Here is a 16,284-nt window from a genome sequence, read left to right on the forward strand (position 1 = left end):
CAGAGCGGTTACGAAGCGACAACGGACCTGAATTTATTAGCCAAGCCTTGCAGGATTGGTGTGCTGAAAAGCAGGTGGTATTACATTGGATTGAACCGGGCAAGCCCACGCAAAATGCTTATATTGAACGATTCAATGGCACATTTCGACGAGAGGTACTGAACGCCAACACGTTCAATAGTCTGGCGCAGGTACGCCGAACGGTGGATGCTTGGCTGGTGGAGTACAATACGGAGCGCCCTCATCAAGCATTGAAGTTTATGACGCCCGTTGAATACCGGCAGGCGGCTTAAGCTCCAGTCAAAACTGGCTCATATAACGGGGTAAGGACAATAACACTCCATATTACAAGGCCAACCTAGACTTAGAACAGGTTAACAACTTTTGGACTACTATTGACACAGTATGGGAGGTAGTTAATTCATTAAAATGAATCTTACTTTACATAATTGCACTTATACAATAGAATAACTTATATGGATGCTAGTAGCAAGAAAGAGTTATTTCTGGGACATCTTATCCAATTAATTCAGGAAAACATGCGTGCAACAACTTCCGCTTCAAAGGCTAAGACTGACTTCGATGCAGGGAAATCCTTGGCCTATTATGAAGTCGCAGATTTAATCATAGAATGTAGTAATGTATTTAATGTTCCCCTCAGTGATTTAGGAATCACCAATTTTGAGGCGGATAGACTTTTATGATTATTGGACGATAAAAAATATTTATAATTTGTTGTCCTCATTGTTATAATCCCTTTACATAAAATTAGTTATGCAACAGAAATTGATAAAATATAATATAAACTACATTTGGCTAAATGTTAAATGTATAACTATTTTAAGGAACTAGACTCCAAATGCCCTAGCAGTTCGTTAAATTTCCTGTCAGTGAATATTAAATATTTAAAAGTATCATTTCTTGTTATAACGAATCTAATTGAACTGCCTTTAAACTTTGACATATTACTAACTAAGGATTCGAGATCGCTTTTTATTTTAGATGAAGAAGAAAGGTTTTTTAGCCGAAAATCATATATATTAAATAAATGCTCAGTTGGGACGTCACTGTACCCTACTTGCCCTGTCACTGTCTGTGATAGCATTTCAAGTCCAGTTTCGACTAAAAGCTTATGTAAAGTAATTTTTTCTTGATTGGTAAGATCACCAATACTATGCCCATGTCCTAAATGCTGATGCATTTGAAATTTGCTAATTTTTCAGATCAATTCTTTTAATCATTTTATCATTAATACAAGACCTGTTGCATAACTAGGATTATGTTAAGAGACTATTTTTCTGTAAGCTCATAATTACTTAACAACGTGTTCTTGTTAATATTCAAATGAGAATAAACTTTTTCTGGATCTGTCATGGTTTAATTACGCTCCATACTAGTCTGTCTCTTGACCATTCTTCCGTGAAATAAATTGGTTTTTGCAAAGTGTCTGCTACGGCGTATAGATAAGAAACTATTGCTTGGTGATCATCCAGAGATTTAACCTCTTTTGGATCAATGTCATTTTCTATTTCTTCTGGAGAAAAAAAATAAGTTTTTACTAAAACATCTCTTAAATAAATTGTTGCATCACAATGCCAATCAGGTATAGTCTGCCAAAAGCTAATAATTACATCTGGATTTATTTTGTCTTCATACCTATCTGTCGATCCGTTATAGAATAAGACCTTATAGGTTCGATTTACAAAGGCGACCCATTTAAGCCAATCTGTTTGATTGGTGTTGTAAACATATATCTCTCTAAGACTTCCATCTTCAAAATAGACAGTGTCTTTGATATGCTGCCAACTCTCCATAAATCTGTTATATAAGTGGCATTATGTTAATTAGGGCACATTCTTCCAATCTTTAATCAAAGTGAAGATTAGATCACGGTTGATTAACAGTAAGCCGAGTATAGTAATTAGCTGAAAGACGACTATACCATTAGTAATAGATTTATATCTGTTGCTTGGGCCATTTACAATGGGTAGCATATACAGATAATCACTTAGAGAGCTTGCCCGCACTAATCCTACTTCTCGTATATACTGATAATGAAAAAAGGCTTTCAAAGGAAAGTTAAGTATTAGTATGATGGCTACTACCTGTTTAATGGTCATTAGCGGCATTTTTTGTTTTATAATTTGCTTTATGTAAAGCTAGCTGTTACACTACGAGCTAATAGTTGAATTTCGCTTCCATTATAGAAGCTGAGATAGTAATAGCTTCGCCCTTGCTGATCGTAGGTTGAAAGCACATTCTCCCCCTCTTCAAAACGACCTCGATAAAAAAGGTCTAGTGTACTATCAGGACTACTCGGGTCAAAAGAAAGAACACAAAGTACTGCATCTTTGAACAGGATTATGATAGGCTGACTCGTGGATACGTGAATGAACGAAAGCCTTAGCGCATTCTTCTCCAATGAGACAGCTCGACAATCGTACTCATTATGTAAGTCCACTTCTACCCCGTCAATCTGAAAAGAGAGCAACCCGTCGAACAGGGGCGTTAATGTCAAATCTTTTGTGGCCAATCTGTTGTATAATCTATGTTATGTTTACCTAGACGAAAAGTTACACAAAACTGGAGTTTTGTTATACAGCTAATTTAGGTGCTATTACTGAATTTGTCTTTTATGAAAGAAGCGATTCGGGTCCAAGTGATGGCGAAGGCCGACTGGGAATTTAGTGGTCGGCCATCGCCATCACCTTTTTAGGTTTACCCGCTATTCCCGGATACATGGCCTTACTATACAGTTTCTTTAAACGCCCGTTTTAACGACCCTTTGATAAAATTTTATCTTTTGCAGTGTATAATGGCTAACTGCCTTCTCAAATTGCCATCTTAAAAATCAACGTCTCATTTATTCAAATTGGCTGAGTTTGTAAAACATAAATCACAAAATGAACTCGGTTTATCGTTTATTAAACGAACGTGGCTGTTGCGCAACTCTCAACCGAAAATAATTCCAAGAGCATCAATTTCTAATCAGCCGGATTTGAGTTTTAAAACTCTATCATAGCAGGAGTAAGATGCTTGTTTGGATAGCTATCTTGATAACAAATGAGTTGTGAAACAGCCACATCCGTATTTGCATATTATTACTTATTAATTATATTTAACAACCTATTTTTTCTATTCACTCCATAATCTTTGTAAACCTTAACTATGTCGTTTATTGACAACAGCCCTAACCCTGCTCAACGTCGGGCTACTGAAACTACCGAAGGACCTTTACTTATTATTGCCGGGCACGGATCAGGTAAAACAAAGACTCTGGTTGATCGAATTGTTCGGCTGGTTCAGCTAGGCACTCCAGCTGAGAATTTATTTGTGGCCACCTTTACTGAGAAGACGGCTAAAGAATTGGTCACGTGGGTATCGAATCAACTGCTTCGCTCAGGGCTTCGGGTAAATCTGAATGAAATGTATCTTGGTACGCTTCACGCCCCCTTTTTGCGATTACTGGAAGAATACCGGGAGTACACCCGACTGAAAGGGAGCTATCGAATTCTGGATGACTTCGACCAACAGTTTGTTCTCTATCGAAACATTAGCCGCTTTGCTGAAATTGATGACATTGAATTATTGATCGGTGAACCAACGCGTTCGCGCTGGGAGCGGGCATTGGGTTTAGTACGTCTGCTAAACAGAGTGTCGGAAGAATGTCTTGACCCGGTCATGCTGTCAGGCCGAGATGATCCCGGGGACGATGGCAAAACATGGGTGGTAAGAAAATTATAGTGCACTAGGCCATTCAGCTATGTAAACTACATCTGTTCTTAAATGAGTGATATTCAATAAAAAAAGTACATTAAAATTTTATATGAAGAATTATAGTTACCACGATCAAATAATTGACTATTATCACCAGTGTCAAATTGATTATGAATTAATATGGCATCTTAAATCGCATCATTGTATGCATTATGGCTATTGGGAATCCGATACAAAGCGATTAAGAGATGCATTATTTAATATCAACAAGAAAGTAGCTCAATTAGGCCAAATTAAGGAAGGGCAACGATTGATTGATTTGGGGTGCGGAGTAGGAGGACCAGCAGTATATCTTGCCAAAAATTATAATTGCGAAGTATCCGGAATATCTCTGTCACTAATGCAAATTGAACAAGCCAGGCATCTTGCGCGAAAGGAAAATTTGAATTTTATTGATTTTAGAGTTCAGGACTATTGCAATACAGATTTTAAAAATGATGAGTTTCATATTGCTTATGCTATAGAAAGTTCATGTTATGCAGTTGATAAAACCTTTTTTCTAGAAGAAGCTAAACGGATATTAAAACCGGATGGGAAAATTATAGTTATTGATTTCTTTTGGTCAACTGATAAAACAAATGATGCTGATAAGAAGATAATGAAAAAATGGACAGATAGTTGGTCGATTTTAGATTTTTCCTATGAACGTGATTTTGAAAATCAGCTAGAGAGCGCTGGATTTTTTAATATAAAAAAATACAATTGTAATAAACAGGTTTGGCCAAGTATTAGAAGATTGTTTCTTTGCTTTCTGATTGGGTTCCTATGTGATGCTTTGTTGCGTTTAGTAGGAAAACGAAATAAGTTGAATTCTATGAATATGCGTTCTGCTTATTACCAATATGTTACTTTCGAAAAGGGATTATGGAACTATAATATTTATTGTGCTGAAAAACCCTAATCATTTGATACTAAATTGTAAATTTTCTGAATTAATTCAAGTTTAATAATTGGTTTGGATGCATAATCATTCATACCAATGGCTAGAAAATTAGCCGCTTCTGATTTTCGTGCAAATGCCGTAAGCGCTATTATTTTTAAACTACTTATTTTTTTGTCTGTATGCGCCCGTATAATCTTTGTGGTTTCAAGGCCACTTTTGTTTGGCATTTGTATATCCATCAGTATGATATCATAATTTGATTCTAATACCATAGATAGTACTTCGTCTCCATTTGATGCAAAATCAATTTTTAATAATGGTACTTCTGAATGCAGTAATTTTTTTACTATCAACTTGTTTGTTTCATTATCTTCAGCAATTAATATTTTCAGGCCGGATAACTTATCTTTAATTTTTACTAAGATTACTTCATCTATTACTTCTTCGAAAGTATACTGTTCTTGAATCTTAGCTGGTAAAGCTACGGTTACCATTGTACCTTTTCCAATTTTACTTTTTACGTGAATTCTACCTTTAAATAATTCAACCAATTGCCGCGTAATGCTAAGTCCCATTCCAGTACCTCCAAATTTAAGATGGATTTCTGAATTAGCTTGGCTAAAAATATCAAATACTTTACTTACTTCTTCATCGGACATTCCAATACCTGTATCGTTAATTGTATAGATTATTGTTTTAGATTCTTCTTCATACGCTATAGTAAATCTAACTTCCCCTTTCTCAGTAAATTTTATCGCATTACCAATTAAGTTATTTAATATCTGTGATAGCCTATATGGATCGCCAACTAGTTTTTCTGGCAATTCATTCATTATTTGCAAATAAAATGATATTTTTTTTGACTCAGCCATTCGTTTATTAGAATCATAAACTGTTTTGAGTACTGGCTTCAAGTCAAATATTATTGCATGATAGTGAAATTTTCCAGTTTGAATTTTAGTGATATCAAGAATATCTTCAATAATATATAGAAGATGTTTAGATGAGCGGTCTAGTATTTCTACTAATTCGTCCTTATCATCATTAATATTAGATTTAAGTAATTCGCTTACACCTACGATCGCATTCATCGGAGTGCGCATTTCGTGGCTCATTTGAGCGATAAATAAGTCTTTATGTTTCTCTGCTGTTTCTAGTTTATTCTTAGTTATTTCAAGCTGAGATAGTGTTACTCGTAATTCTTCATTTGCTTCGTTTACCTCTTTTAATGAACGAATTTTATTATTTTCAAAAGTATTTCCTATAGTGAAGGTATATAATATCAGAAATAATATCGTTACTAAAGCATAATAGCGGTTATTGCCTTCAAAATAATTGTAGGGCTCCTCGTATCTGAAACCTGCGAAATCGAATATAATGAAAAGTATTGGTAAAATGGATGCTACTATAAACCAACCCAAAGCAGACTTTTTATTTAATAACCAAAAAGCATGTAAGGGGATAAGTAACGACCAGAATAATACTGGACTACTAAAACCACCAGAAACAAAGGCTCCTAATCCAACAAAGGCTGCGCCAGCACCAATAAAGAAATTAACAGATAAATTTAAGGAAATAATACATTTATAAAATCCATAAAAGATAGCGCTAAAAATAAATAAGAATATTATTGATATTATTAGTACTTGATGGAAATCAAATAGTATATTACCTACAACAATAACAACCATTGTTATTATTGTTAATTGGCTACAAGTATTAAAATGGCGAAATCTTATTTTTTGATCTTCATCAGTAATATCAGCCGGTGGCACGTAGTGTGAAAAAATCATACTTACCTTCTTTGTTAAAATCTAAAAATATTCAAAATTACACTTATTAAAAAATTTATAATTAGGATTATAGCTAACACAATTAAATATAATAAGGCTGATAATAGAATTAAAGGTCTAGGTAGTTTTATTACACGAGCAAAAAAGATGAAACTGTAATTGAAAAAATGTAATAATGGAGAGAATGGTCTCCAAGGTAAGCCACGTTGAAAATTTCTTTTGTCGAACCTACGTGCTAAACTGAATAACCCCAATAAAGTGGGCAATACATAGGTAGCCGTTTTGCAGAATTCACTCTTTCTTCCGTCTTTATCCAATATATTATTAACCGCTTTTCTGGCTGCTTCATTAGCCGTATCCATATCAGCTAAGTCACTATGGGTTCGAACGAAATCAGCTGCGAGATACAGATTGTCCACTCTGGTATGCGAATCTGGACGGAGAGCGTTTGTTACAATTGTGTTTACTAGTAAGGGCTCTTTATTGAATAGGTGTCCCGGACGATTGCGATCATTCACAATTGATTCATCTATGAATGTAAGTGACAAAAAACAGTCATCATCCGTCAATTTGAAATACGTTTCGCTTTTACTATCAAATATAGTACAACACTTCAACTGGCTCCACACTTCTAAAATGACCTGATTGTGTGTCATTTCTTTTAAGCATATTTTTGGATATAGTATACCTTTTGCATTCCAATCAGAAACAATTATAGATAATATTGACTTGATTGGCTTATCTTGATAGGAAGGTAATGGGTTTGCTTGTAAGTAAGTCTGCCAGTACTGCGTCTGTGAAAATATTGTAATGGCTAATCCTGAATTCGCTATAGTTACGTGTGCATCAGCTATTTGTACATCTTTATTAAGGTAAAAGACCATTCCACTCATCCATTCAACCTGTTTAGCTAGTTCTTCTACGAGCTTAAGTGTTGGGTCCATGTCAACTACTAACTTGCTATCATTTAGTAATCTACTCAAGCGCTCTATAGGAATTGCTGCTATATAGTTGTTCCCTATTACTGTTGTATGAGCTGAACCAACATCATTAGCATCGTTAATGGATATACTATCAACTGTATTTCTTTCCCATGAGATGAAATCATTTTTTCTAGTTATTGCTTTCTTTTTCACATCCAATTTCATAACACGTTTACCACTTTCTATTGTAAACGTATTCGGGTAGGTTTTTTTAAGGAAACTAACCCAGGGTATAAGCCAGGCTTCATTAGTTGGCGCATTCAAGACTCTATCTGCCCCTGTTCCGAATGGATTTATGATTTGCCAGATCATATGAGCCAGTATTTTACCTCCAGTACGAGTACAAGCTTTATCGGCTCGACATGCTACTAAGTTTTTAGTTAATCCTTCAGCTAATAGTTGTTTGTAATCTTTGCCATAATTTGGATTGTTTGCTTCTATGAATTCTTCCCAAGGAATCCGTTCATATTCTGTAAGATAGCGTTCTTCACAAGCTGTAAATAATTCAAATAACCGTTTAATGAAGAAGTCTCGTCCCGAATCACTGACGTCGATGGTTCCATCATCAAAAGCTCGCTGCAAGGCTTTAAGATCATTCATTGCTTTACCAAAATGAAGCCCGTAAACATCATGCCCTATATTTACGGGTACATTAACGGGTTTACGATCATCAGTGAAAAGAAATGTGTAATAAGATACCGGGACTAGATTGTCGAATACTGTTTTGTTGTTATGTAACTTTATTTCTTTCATCGTCCTGGTAATATTTCCGTAGAAACCAGGAAAGAAACGAAAACCATGTTCGGCAGGTAAAGTCAAACGTGTTTGTGATGGGTGATAGTCAATACTTCGCGCTTTCCCACCAAAATTCGTTTCTCTTTTTTCAATGATAGTAACTTCGTAGCCTCTTTTCAAGAGTTCATGCGCTGCGCTTAAGCCAGCCACACCACCACCCATTATTACTACACTTTGAGCGGATGAACTAGTCATAATAATTTAGATATATGTTAATTGACTCTATCGCTGGTGGTAAAAGTTTTTGGATTTCCTCAACACGTTCTGATACCTCTTCAGGATTGAAAACATGATCAATTAAACCTGCTTCAAGCTCCAAGAATTTACTTTTTAATTCATATGATCCAATCATCATAGCATTAGCACTCATTACATGGCAAAGATTAATGAGGCTCTTATAGTCGATGGAATCTGTATATTTAGTTAGTTGCATTGGTAGTATTTCAAATTGAGCATAAATACCTTTTAGTATCTTTTTCATTCCCTCTTCGTCATCCTGATATATATCCAATAGATACTTCATTTTACTTTTCTCAATTAATTTATATTTCTAGCACCACTTGATAGAAAACAAAGATCCAATTTCACAAACAATTTTGGGTTGTCAATTCATTTATGTATTATTTTAGAATGGCAATTTTAAAAATTGGGCATTTATCAAATTGCCGGATTAAAATATTTGTACGTATTAGTTCAGAAAGTATACTATTCTTGCATGGCGGGCCACGAACTGGGCGGAAATTCCCCCCTGATAGAAGTGATCCCTAAATTGGCTACGTTATAAAAAGTATCATAGGATGTGCTGGTCAACGCACCCATTTTTAAATTGAGTGCCAACTGGAACGTCTACCGGCCTATAGTCCCCAACTCAACCCAGTCGAGTTGGTCTGGAGTCAGTTGAAACGTAGTTTGAAGAATCAGGTTTTTACGAGTCTGGTAGACCTAACGGTAGCAGTTCTTGATCAAATCAAATGTCTGGAAAAAGACCCAAAATTAGTGTAGGCGTTCTTCAACAAAAAAGAGGTAGCCTTCATTACGGACTAATGCACAGATCAATAAGTGGATTGATTCGATGCTGAAGATCCGATTGGGTCCTACGTACTGGGCGAATACATCAGGGATTTGTATTCGATTGAAGATGGAAGGGGATGGGTGGTGATCAATGAAACGGGTATCCACGACCAGAAGATGCTTCACTCGCTCAATTCGGCCTACAAGCCCTATGCCCTGGAAGCAACTCAGGTGATCGAACTTTGGAAATTCAAGCTGTACATGAGTCTGGATTTTCCCGATCAGGAATCCAGCTTAAGTACAATTCTAGGTGAGATCCGTCAGGTGCGGTAACGGTTGATTTGAAAAAACTAGTAGGCAGTAAAACTCACACATTTATGTGATAGGGTTACAGCCAACTGTGAAGGTTTATTTCCAGGTTACTAGTTTAATATTTCGATGAAGGTCAAGATTGGTATAGGGTGCCGGGTAAAGACTTAATTTAATAGAATCATTTTCCCAATGCAGGAAACCATCGGAAGCGTCTTGAGCTGGACCATACTCTGCGTAGAGCATTTTAGCTAATCGCCTATTTGTGTTAGTGCTCGTGTCAGAAGGGATAAATGTAATTCCATTAATACGTTTATTTCTTATATAAATTTCAAGCTTACCAGAAATTTTGCCGTACTCAGCATTTTCAACTCGACGCCAATATGCATTCATATATTTAATCGTATTGTTCTGCTGTTTTTTGAAAACACTTAATGGAGTGCCAATACGTATATTGTTTATTGTCAGTGGAGCCTTCGGAATGGTCTTTATTTTTTCTGGCTTAAGGGCTACCCACAAAATCGCCAGGCATATCAAACATAACTTTAAAGCACCTTCCGCTCTGGCAATTGTTCGCTGTTGATCAGTTAAGTAGTACTTGTTCTCAATATCGACGACGAACCTTTTTCCCTTATATCGCAGACCTGAATCAAACCTTTTATCTGGCACGTAAACAGATTCTGCCTTTTGGCCATAAATACACTTCCTAACCAGCGGCTTATAGGCTCTCCCAATAAAAAGCAGTGGCACAATAAACCCCATTGGCTTCCAAATCCAATAAGCCATTGGAGTCAAAATCCGCAAAAGTAATGTCAGAATAAGTACGTTTAAAATTGTACTTCCAACAGATTGCGGGATAGGCCTTAGCGGAGATTTATTCATTGATGGTGTTAAATCATTACTCCGATTATAAGTTGTCTGGAATATTAGATCAAGTACTTCATTATAGGCTGAAACAAAAGTAAAGAGGTCAAGCTGATTTTAGAATACAACAGAACAAATACGGGAAAACACCCGCTTATTAATACTTTAAAACGGGAGAATCCCCCGCTTGAATAGTCTTAAAAGTTAGATATTTACTATCCATTTTAACTGCATTGTCGAATATAGTAATTGCAAACAACCCCACTGATTTTATATTGTAAAATTAATTATGATAGATTGGTTGATACAGTTATCTATAATAGACAAGATCTATTTGTCACTGGCGTTTGTCACAACCGCAGCCATTCTAGTTAATTGGAATCGTCTTGACCCTAACTTAAAGATACTTATCTTATATCCACTTGCTCTTTTTGCTTCTGGATATCCTTACGCATCGAAATTTAAACCGTTCTTTCCGAACGATACCCGTGTACTTAACCAAGAAGATGACTATTATAACTCACTCATAGTCATTCAATTAAATTTATCAATCCCTTTTTCGGTTATCAGTTATGCCATATTAGCTATTTTTTTTTACCAGACATTCATACAGAAGTCGATACAAACTAGGGTGTTAGCTTCCATCCCGTTGTTCTGGTTTCTCAGTAAAGTAAATACTTATTCTACTGGAACATGGGAGCCTGTCAACAACTTTAGTACCTTATTCAATATCGTCGAAAGTGTTTTTGTTATTTATTGTTGTTTCGTCTATTTCCGGGAACTGTTAAATCATGATAAGCAGTACAGACCCGAAAAAGATCGTACGTTCTGGGTGGTAGTCAGCCTTCTTTTCTACTTTATTGGGAATTTTTTCATTACCGGTCTACTCAACTATGCAGGATTGACTGATGAAGATTTAGCTCGTAATGCTGCTTATATCGGATACACATTCAGTTACTTATTTTATAGCGTTCTTATTTTAGTTTGCTTTATTAATTTCCCCTTAAATAATTATGAGTGAGGCTTATCACGGTATGATTGTTTTCATAGGTATATCAGGTGCGGCTATTATCATGGCCATTACAGGAATTGTCGTCTTACTGTTAATGGCTCTGTTTGGGGTTAGGTTTATCATCCATTACCACAGGCGTCGGCGTGAAGTCTTAATGGAAAAACAACTGATGCAGGAAGTGTTTCAGCGCGAATTGCTGCAGGCTCAACTGGAAACTCAGAATCAGACGCTCCAACAAATCGCTCAGGAGCTCCACGATAATGTTGGCCAGCTCTTAACCGTAATCGTGATGCGATTAAATTCGTTAGACGACAAATATCTACATCCTGAGCCGGCTATTGAGCAAACCGTATTACAGACCCGTGACCTGGTTCAAACCGTTATTATGGATGTACGGGCACTTTCCAAAACCTTGGATTATGATACAGTTCGGCGTTTTGGACTTACGCCCAGTCTCACTCTTGAATTGGAACGCATAGAACAGATTGGTCGGATACACACAGACTTTGTTATGTCGGGAGGCGTGTATTCGTTAGGCGAAGAAACCGAGATCGTTTTATTACGGATGGCGCAGGAGTCAATAAATAATGCGTTGAAACACGCCAACGCGCATACTATCACTGTTTCGACCGCCTATAAGCCTGATAGTTTCATACTTACCGTTGCTGATGATGGTCAAGGATTCAACATTGAAGAGGCCAACGCCCGAATCTTGGAGAAGGCTGGAGCGGGCCTCAACAACCTTCATCGAAGGGCTGGGTTACTGGGCGGAACCTGTGTAGTAGATAGTCAGGTAGGAGGGGGCACACGTGTTCAAATTCGTTTACCCCATAATCGAATGATTTGAGAAAATAGTTATCCAGTTCAATGTGGTCATTACATACAGAGCAACTCTAAGAAATACCAGTTCAAATGAATAACCCGGGTCGGGTGTTATATTTTGTGAAGAAACGTGCTGACTTTCAAACTATTTATTGCTTAAAACAACTTTCTCATGCCAACTTCTATTGCCATTGTCGATGACCATCAGCTGGTAGCTGAGGCCTTTGCCGATTTGATCCGTAAATTCGATCAATATGAAGTACTTCTCGTGGCGACAAATGGTCGTGATTTGCTTAATCAAATTCAGCGGAGCAACCGAATTCCTGACGTCGCTTTAGTAGACGTGAGTATGCCCGAAATGGATGGTTTTGAAACAGCTGCTCAACTCCGACAATTACATCCGACAGTACGTGTGCTGGCCTTATCAATGACCGATCGCGAAGCGGACATTATCCGCATGATACGCAATGGAGCACGTGGCTATCTGCTTAAAGGATGCCGTACAAGTGGGCTTCTTCAGGCATTAAGCGATTTAATGACAAAGGGCTATCATTACTCCGATTTCCTGACTACACAACTTATCCGCAGTCTGAATACTATCGGGGAAGGCAGCCCTGCTCCGTTCTTTAATTTAAACGATCGCGAATTAGAGTTCCTGAAGTTGGCTTGTAGTGAGATGACCTATAACCAGATCGCTGATAAAATGTGCGTAAGTCCTCGTACGGTTGATGGCTATCGGGAAGTTGTATTTCAGAAAATGAATGTTCGTACACGCGTAGGTATGGTTATTGAAGCCATTCGTCATGGACTGATTGATTTATGAAATCCCCTTTTTACAAAAAAAACACTTGCTATCTGTATTTTCAATACAGATAGCAAGTGTTTTTGAAAAACTTATTAGCTTCTATAAATATTGCCAAAACTTTAGTTATTTACCGCTGTCTCTCCCCTTTTCACGCTCTTCTGGTATTTTACCAACGTTACGAATATTAACCAATTTAACTAGTAAGTCAAACCAAAACGGTGCTCCGAATGATACTGCTGAAACCATTAGCACCCAACCTATTAGCTTTTTTATAAGTAACCATACCTTGTTCGTGCTCGGATCATTAAGTTCTTTTACAAGAGTTCCCCAACCTACAGGTAACTGTTGGATACCTAGCGACTCAGCTGCAAGTATTCTCCGATTTTGCTCTAAGCTATCTTGTGTGGTCTTTGCTTTTTGGCCAATAAAGGCTAAGGTTGCATCGCGTTGTTTTATGAGTTTTTTAATCGTATCTGCAGAGGCATCCTTTCTTTTAGTTGAATCAACTTTAAATTGACGACGAATAGCTTGTTCGGCAATCGTCCTACGGGCCACTATTAGATTAATGCTATCTCCAACAACCCGTACAACTTCTTTTGCTTGCCCTACAGTAAGTTCACGTAATATAGGATCTTGGTACAGCCTTGTGGTCAAATGTAAAGCATCAATATTGAATACGATTACCAAGGCAAGAGCAACCCATCTAATACCTTGCTGGCTGTATTGTTTAAAGTAGCCAGATACACGCTCCATATAAGCACTATACCATTTCTCAATAGCTATAATTACTTTACCAACACCCCCATTCGTAGCGTCAGCATCTTGCATTAAAGCCATAAGAATTGCTTGCAATTCTTGCAATGCTTTTGGATTGAGACTGAGGGTACTGTCTTTTAATTGATCAACCCATTGATTTACTAATTGAAGATTACTTTGCGGAAGAGGGGGTACTGGAACGGAAGTCGAGGCAGCTTCAAGCGCATTTTGTTGAATAAGCCCCAATAATACGCGAGCGAAGACACTTGGCGCAATATAGGACGGACGTATCACAACTTCGTTGGTATTTGAGTCAATTTCACGGTTAAGCAACCAGTGAAAAATTATCTCCAGAGACTGACGTTTACGGCGAATAATTTGTCCCTTAATGAGTGGGTGGCCGTAGATTAAATCAGCAAATCGCGGGTCATCAAGCAGGTATTTCAGAGAGTGCTGGAGAAGCTTTGCCCGCTTGTCTTGAATAATCGTGCTGATAAACTCCCAAATGCCTGACACAAACAGACTCACTATAAAAAAAATGTATGTCAGCGACAGAAGGACATCAAAGATGGTTGGCAATTCTAGCATATTTATCGCTATTTAAAGTATTCCCAGAGCCATCCCTTTCGCGAAGGTATCTACAAGGAAGGTGATCGTATCAGAGACTTGCTTGAGCCGATTTGATAAATTCTGTAACTGAGTTGTAGTTCCCCGAATTTGCTGTGTTAGATTTTGAAGATCAACATTATGCTGATTTATAGTAGTCGCCATTTGGTTAATATCGTCAACGACAATTTTGAAGTTGAGCTGGGATAATTCGTTAAGTATTGCCTGTAAAATTGGAAAATCCGGGTCAGCAACAGGCATCGGTCCAATTATTCCGGTCAGTTCGATAAGAACACTAGTAATTAGGTCCCTTGTATTTAAGGCTAATGGATTGTTATTCATGGCTATTTTTGGGATGGATTGATTAGGTTTTGATATTCTGATTGAAGTTTTGTGACGTCCTCATATAATTGCTGTATATCCGCAATTTGATCTTCAATAGAGCGTTTCTGCTGAATATCTGCTAAAACACTTTTATGAGCTTGGTAAACATTAGACATAGCTTTAGGGGTACTTGCAAGCAATTTATCGAAAGCTGCTACGCGCCCAATCATATCAACCATATCTTGATTAAGCTCATATGAATAGTAAGTTTTAGCTGCTACGTCTTGATCATGCATTTTTTGTAGCAATGCTGTGTGTTGCGCCTTTATAAGTTGCTTCTGTAAAGACCACCGACTATTTAGGGTGTTAAAAGCAGATTGGGCGTCTTGATCAAGCAAGCGAATCAATGTATCGCCACGACTTATATATCTACGAAGAGAAACGGCTTGCTTATGATTGATATATTTTCTCCCTACTAAAGAAATAACATCTCCAATCAGTTTGCCAAAACCAACAGGTAATAGGGTGCTAGGTTTATATGTTGTGTTAAAGGTTGTCGCAACATTATCCAGCGACTTGCCCAGTAGTTCGGCATTTTTACCGAATCCGTCTGGCAATCCAGCTGTAGAGAGAGCTTCGAGAGATTTTGCGTATTGGCGCAAAACGCCAATGGCATCATCAACTCTTTGAACATTCTGATTACCTTGTTCAAAGGTTGCTAAGTTTTTCAGTATTGTACTGTGTACAAGCGTATCATTAGCCTGGCTGTAGGCTAATGGCATATTGACTATCTCATAATTGAGAGCAATGTACTCTTTAGCAACCTCGCTGGGGTACTGCGTATACGCTTGAGTAAGCTTGGCATAGTTGACCACTGTGTTGCGTTGCGAATTGGTAAGAGCAGCACACCCTGACAGCCAAATCAGGACCATTAATAGATAAGGGAATTTTAGATTTTTCATGAATTAGAATAGTTTTAAGACCTGACAAAGGTCATTCATCACTATTTATCAGCGTATGGGAAATACCTCCTATTGCTAATCGTAAATACCTCCTATTTTATTGGGGCTTTTAACTGGATATGAATGAAAGCGTGTTCTAGCTTAGTGAAAGAATCTGGCTACCTGATACCAAGGCCAGTAAAAGGCTTTATGACTCTGGGCACAGAAAAGTCTTATAGCTGTGGTTTGCTAAAGGCACTTATAGATGTACGTCGTCAAGTAAAAGTGGACAGATGCGGGTGAAAAGAGAAGAGATGGTTTTAGCCACTTTGGGCTCGCTGAAAAATATGACTTTTCCGGCGTTGAGACAAACTTAGCTGCTTAATTTTTTGCCGTTCGGCCAAGATCTGATCCTGGCGGCCCCAGTAAGCATCGGCTGGCCGTACGTTGTCCAGTGATTCATGGTACCGTTGATGATTATAATAGTCTACCCACTCCGTTAGGCGAGTTCTTAGTTCATCCGGACTGTAGTAGTGTTCCAACAACAGAACGTTCTTCATCGAGCGATGGTAACGTTCGATCTTTCCTTGGGTCATAGGATGA

General features: G+C 37.5%; 16 protein-coding genes and 1 pseudogene. 8 read left to right on the forward strand and 9 right to left on the reverse strand.

Features of this window, described 5'->3' with window-relative positions; genetic code table 11:
- Both BM202_RS35370 and BM202_RS35375 read left to right on the forward strand, forming a co-directional pair.
- Positions 1 to 293, forward strand: a 293-nt coding sequence (locus BM202_RS35370) for an integrase core domain-containing protein (protein ID WP_143100771.1), incomplete at its 5' end; no start/stop codon positions are given.
- A gap of 183 nt (positions 294 to 476) precedes the next feature.
- On the forward strand, positions 477 to 704 hold the full coding sequence (locus BM202_RS35375) for a hypothetical protein (protein WP_093835152.1): 228 nt from the start codon (positions 477 to 479) through the stop codon (positions 702 to 704).
- 666 nt (positions 705 to 1,370) lie between these two features.
- Here BM202_RS35375 and BM202_RS35385 read toward each other — a convergent pair.
- The gene (locus tag BM202_RS35385) at positions 1,371 to 1,814 is read right to left on the reverse strand and encodes a hypothetical protein (RefSeq protein WP_093835156.1); all 444 of its coding nucleotides are present in this window, start codon (positions 1,812 to 1,814) and stop codon (positions 1,371 to 1,373) included.
- Positions 1,815 to 3,168: 1,354 nt separating this feature from the next.
- Between BM202_RS35385 and BM202_RS35395 the strand changes: the two genes are divergently transcribed.
- Both BM202_RS35395 and BM202_RS35400 read left to right on the forward strand, forming a co-directional pair.
- Positions 3,169 to 3,744, forward strand: coding sequence for a UvrD-helicase domain-containing protein (locus BM202_RS35395; protein ID WP_245776939.1), 576 nt, complete (start codon positions 3,169 to 3,171; stop codon positions 3,742 to 3,744).
- Between the two features lie 178 nt (positions 3,745 to 3,922).
- Complete coding sequence (locus BM202_RS35400; RefSeq protein WP_177236819.1) at positions 3,923 to 4,678, forward strand: SAM-dependent methyltransferase; 756 nt, start codon at positions 3,923 to 3,925, stop codon at positions 4,676 to 4,678.
- Here the strand turns inward: BM202_RS35400 and BM202_RS35405 are convergent.
- The 3 genes from BM202_RS35405 to BM202_RS35415 are packed head-to-tail and all read right to left on the reverse strand — an operon-like array spanning position 4,675 to position 8,754.
- Complete coding sequence (locus tag BM202_RS35405; protein ID WP_093835162.1) at positions 4,675 to 6,453, reverse strand: hybrid sensor histidine kinase/response regulator; 1,779 nt, start codon at positions 6,451 to 6,453, stop codon at positions 4,675 to 4,677. The genes BM202_RS35400 and BM202_RS35405 overlap by 4 nt on opposite strands.
- A gap of 14 nt (positions 6,454 to 6,467) precedes the next feature.
- Positions 6,468 to 8,426, reverse strand: a complete 1,959-nt coding sequence (locus tag BM202_RS35410; RefSeq protein WP_093835164.1) for an FAD-dependent oxidoreductase — start codon at positions 8,424 to 8,426, stop codon at positions 6,468 to 6,470.
- Entirely contained in the window at positions 8,419 to 8,754 is a 336-nt protein-coding gene (locus BM202_RS35415) for a hypothetical protein (RefSeq protein WP_093835166.1), read from the reverse strand. The genes BM202_RS35410 and BM202_RS35415 overlap by 8 nt, the downstream gene beginning before the upstream one ends.
- A 320-nt stretch (positions 8,755 to 9,074) precedes the next feature.
- On the opposite strand from BM202_RS35415, the pseudogene BM202_RS35420 reads away from it, so the two are divergent.
- Positions 9,075 to 9,233 (forward strand): annotated as a pseudogene (locus BM202_RS35420) (transposase); the annotation flags it as partial.
- A gap of 120 nt (positions 9,234 to 9,353) precedes the next feature.
- Positions 9,354 to 9,575 (forward strand): hypothetical protein, encoded by a 222-nt coding sequence (locus tag BM202_RS35425; RefSeq protein ID WP_093835168.1) that lies wholly within the window; start codon positions 9,354 to 9,356, stop codon positions 9,573 to 9,575.
- Between the two features lie 75 nt (positions 9,576 to 9,650).
- Here BM202_RS35425 and BM202_RS35430 read toward each other — a convergent pair whose 3' ends face one another.
- Complete coding sequence (locus tag BM202_RS35430) at positions 9,651 to 10,433, reverse strand: hypothetical protein (RefSeq protein WP_093835170.1); 783 nt, start codon at positions 10,431 to 10,433, stop codon at positions 9,651 to 9,653.
- A gap of 995 nt (positions 10,434 to 11,428) precedes the next feature.
- Here BM202_RS35430 and BM202_RS35440 point away from each other — a divergent pair.
- Together BM202_RS35440 and BM202_RS35445 are read left to right on the forward strand one after the other, a co-directional pair.
- Positions 11,429 to 12,274, forward strand: coding sequence for a sensor histidine kinase (locus BM202_RS35440; RefSeq protein WP_245776940.1), 846 nt, complete (start codon positions 11,429 to 11,431; stop codon positions 12,272 to 12,274).
- A gap of 147 nt (positions 12,275 to 12,421) precedes the next feature.
- The gene (locus tag BM202_RS35445; RefSeq protein WP_093835174.1) at positions 12,422 to 13,072 is read left to right on the forward strand and encodes a response regulator transcription factor; all 651 of its coding nucleotides are present in this window, start codon (positions 12,422 to 12,424) and stop codon (positions 13,070 to 13,072) included.
- Between the two features lie 105 nt (positions 13,073 to 13,177).
- On the opposite strand, the gene BM202_RS35450 is transcribed toward BM202_RS35445, so the two are convergent.
- The 4 genes from BM202_RS35450 to BM202_RS35465 all read right to left on the reverse strand — a co-directional run.
- Positions 13,178 to 14,398 carry a hypothetical protein gene (locus tag BM202_RS35450; protein WP_093835176.1) on the reverse strand — a complete coding sequence of 407 codons (1,221 nt, stop codon included), beginning with the start codon at positions 14,396 to 14,398 and terminating at the stop codon, positions 13,178 to 13,180.
- 12 nt (positions 14,399 to 14,410) lie between these two features.
- The gene (locus tag BM202_RS35455; RefSeq protein WP_093835178.1) at positions 14,411 to 14,758 is read right to left on the reverse strand and encodes a hypothetical protein; all 348 of its coding nucleotides are present in this window, start codon (positions 14,756 to 14,758) and stop codon (positions 14,411 to 14,413) included.
- A gap of 2 nt (positions 14,759 to 14,760) precedes the next feature.
- The gene (locus BM202_RS35460; protein ID WP_093835180.1) at positions 14,761 to 15,702 is read right to left on the reverse strand and encodes a hypothetical protein; all 942 of its coding nucleotides are present in this window, start codon (positions 15,700 to 15,702) and stop codon (positions 14,761 to 14,763) included.
- A 299-nt stretch (positions 15,703 to 16,001) separates the two neighbouring features.
- Positions 16,002 to 16,284: integrase core domain-containing protein (locus tag BM202_RS35465; protein ID WP_143100879.1), on the reverse strand; the 283-nt coding region annotated here is incomplete at its 5' end.

Source organism: Spirosoma endophyticum (genome assembly GCF_900112365.1).
Taxonomy (GTDB): Bacteria; Bacteroidota; Bacteroidia; order Cytophagales; family Spirosomataceae; genus Spirosoma; species Spirosoma endophyticum.

Coding starts and splice junctions, on each gene's coding strand:
- BM202_RS35400 (WP_177236819.1), top strand. CDS start 3,923: ATGCATTATGGCTATTGGGAATCCGATACAAAGCGATTAAGAGATGCA.
- BM202_RS35430 (WP_093835170.1), bottom strand. CDS start 10,433: ATGAATAAATCTCCGCTAAGGCCTATCCCGCAATCTGTTGGAAGTACA.
- BM202_RS35405 (WP_093835162.1), bottom strand. CDS start 6,453: ATGATTTTTTCACACTACGTGCCACCGGCTGATATTACTGATGAAGAT.
- BM202_RS35440 (WP_245776940.1), top strand. CDS start 11,429: ATGAGTGAGGCTTATCACGGTATGATTGTTTTCATAGGTATATCAGGT.
- BM202_RS35460 (WP_093835180.1), bottom strand. CDS start 15,702: ATGAAAAATCTAAAATTCCCTTATCTATTAATGGTCCTGATTTGGCTG.
- BM202_RS35410 (WP_093835164.1), bottom strand. CDS start 8,426: ATGACTAGTTCATCCGCTCAAAGTGTAGTAATAATGGGTGGTGGTGTG.
- BM202_RS35375 (WP_093835152.1), top strand. CDS start 477: ATGGATGCTAGTAGCAAGAAAGAGTTATTTCTGGGACATCTTATCCAA.
- BM202_RS35385 (WP_093835156.1), bottom strand. CDS start 1,814: ATGGAGAGTTGGCAGCATATCAAAGACACTGTCTATTTTGAAGATGGA.
- BM202_RS35445 (WP_093835174.1), top strand. CDS start 12,422: ATGCCAACTTCTATTGCCATTGTCGATGACCATCAGCTGGTAGCTGAG.
- BM202_RS35450 (WP_093835176.1), bottom strand. CDS start 14,398: ATGCTAGAATTGCCAACCATCTTTGATGTCCTTCTGTCGCTGACATAC.
- BM202_RS35395 (WP_245776939.1), top strand. CDS start 3,169: ATGTCGTTTATTGACAACAGCCCTAACCCTGCTCAACGTCGGGCTACT.
- BM202_RS35415 (WP_093835166.1), bottom strand. CDS start 8,754: ATGAAGTATCTATTGGATATATATCAGGATGACGAAGAGGGAATGAAA.
- BM202_RS35455 (WP_093835178.1), bottom strand. CDS start 14,758: ATGAATAACAATCCATTAGCCTTAAATACAAGGGACCTAATTACTAGT.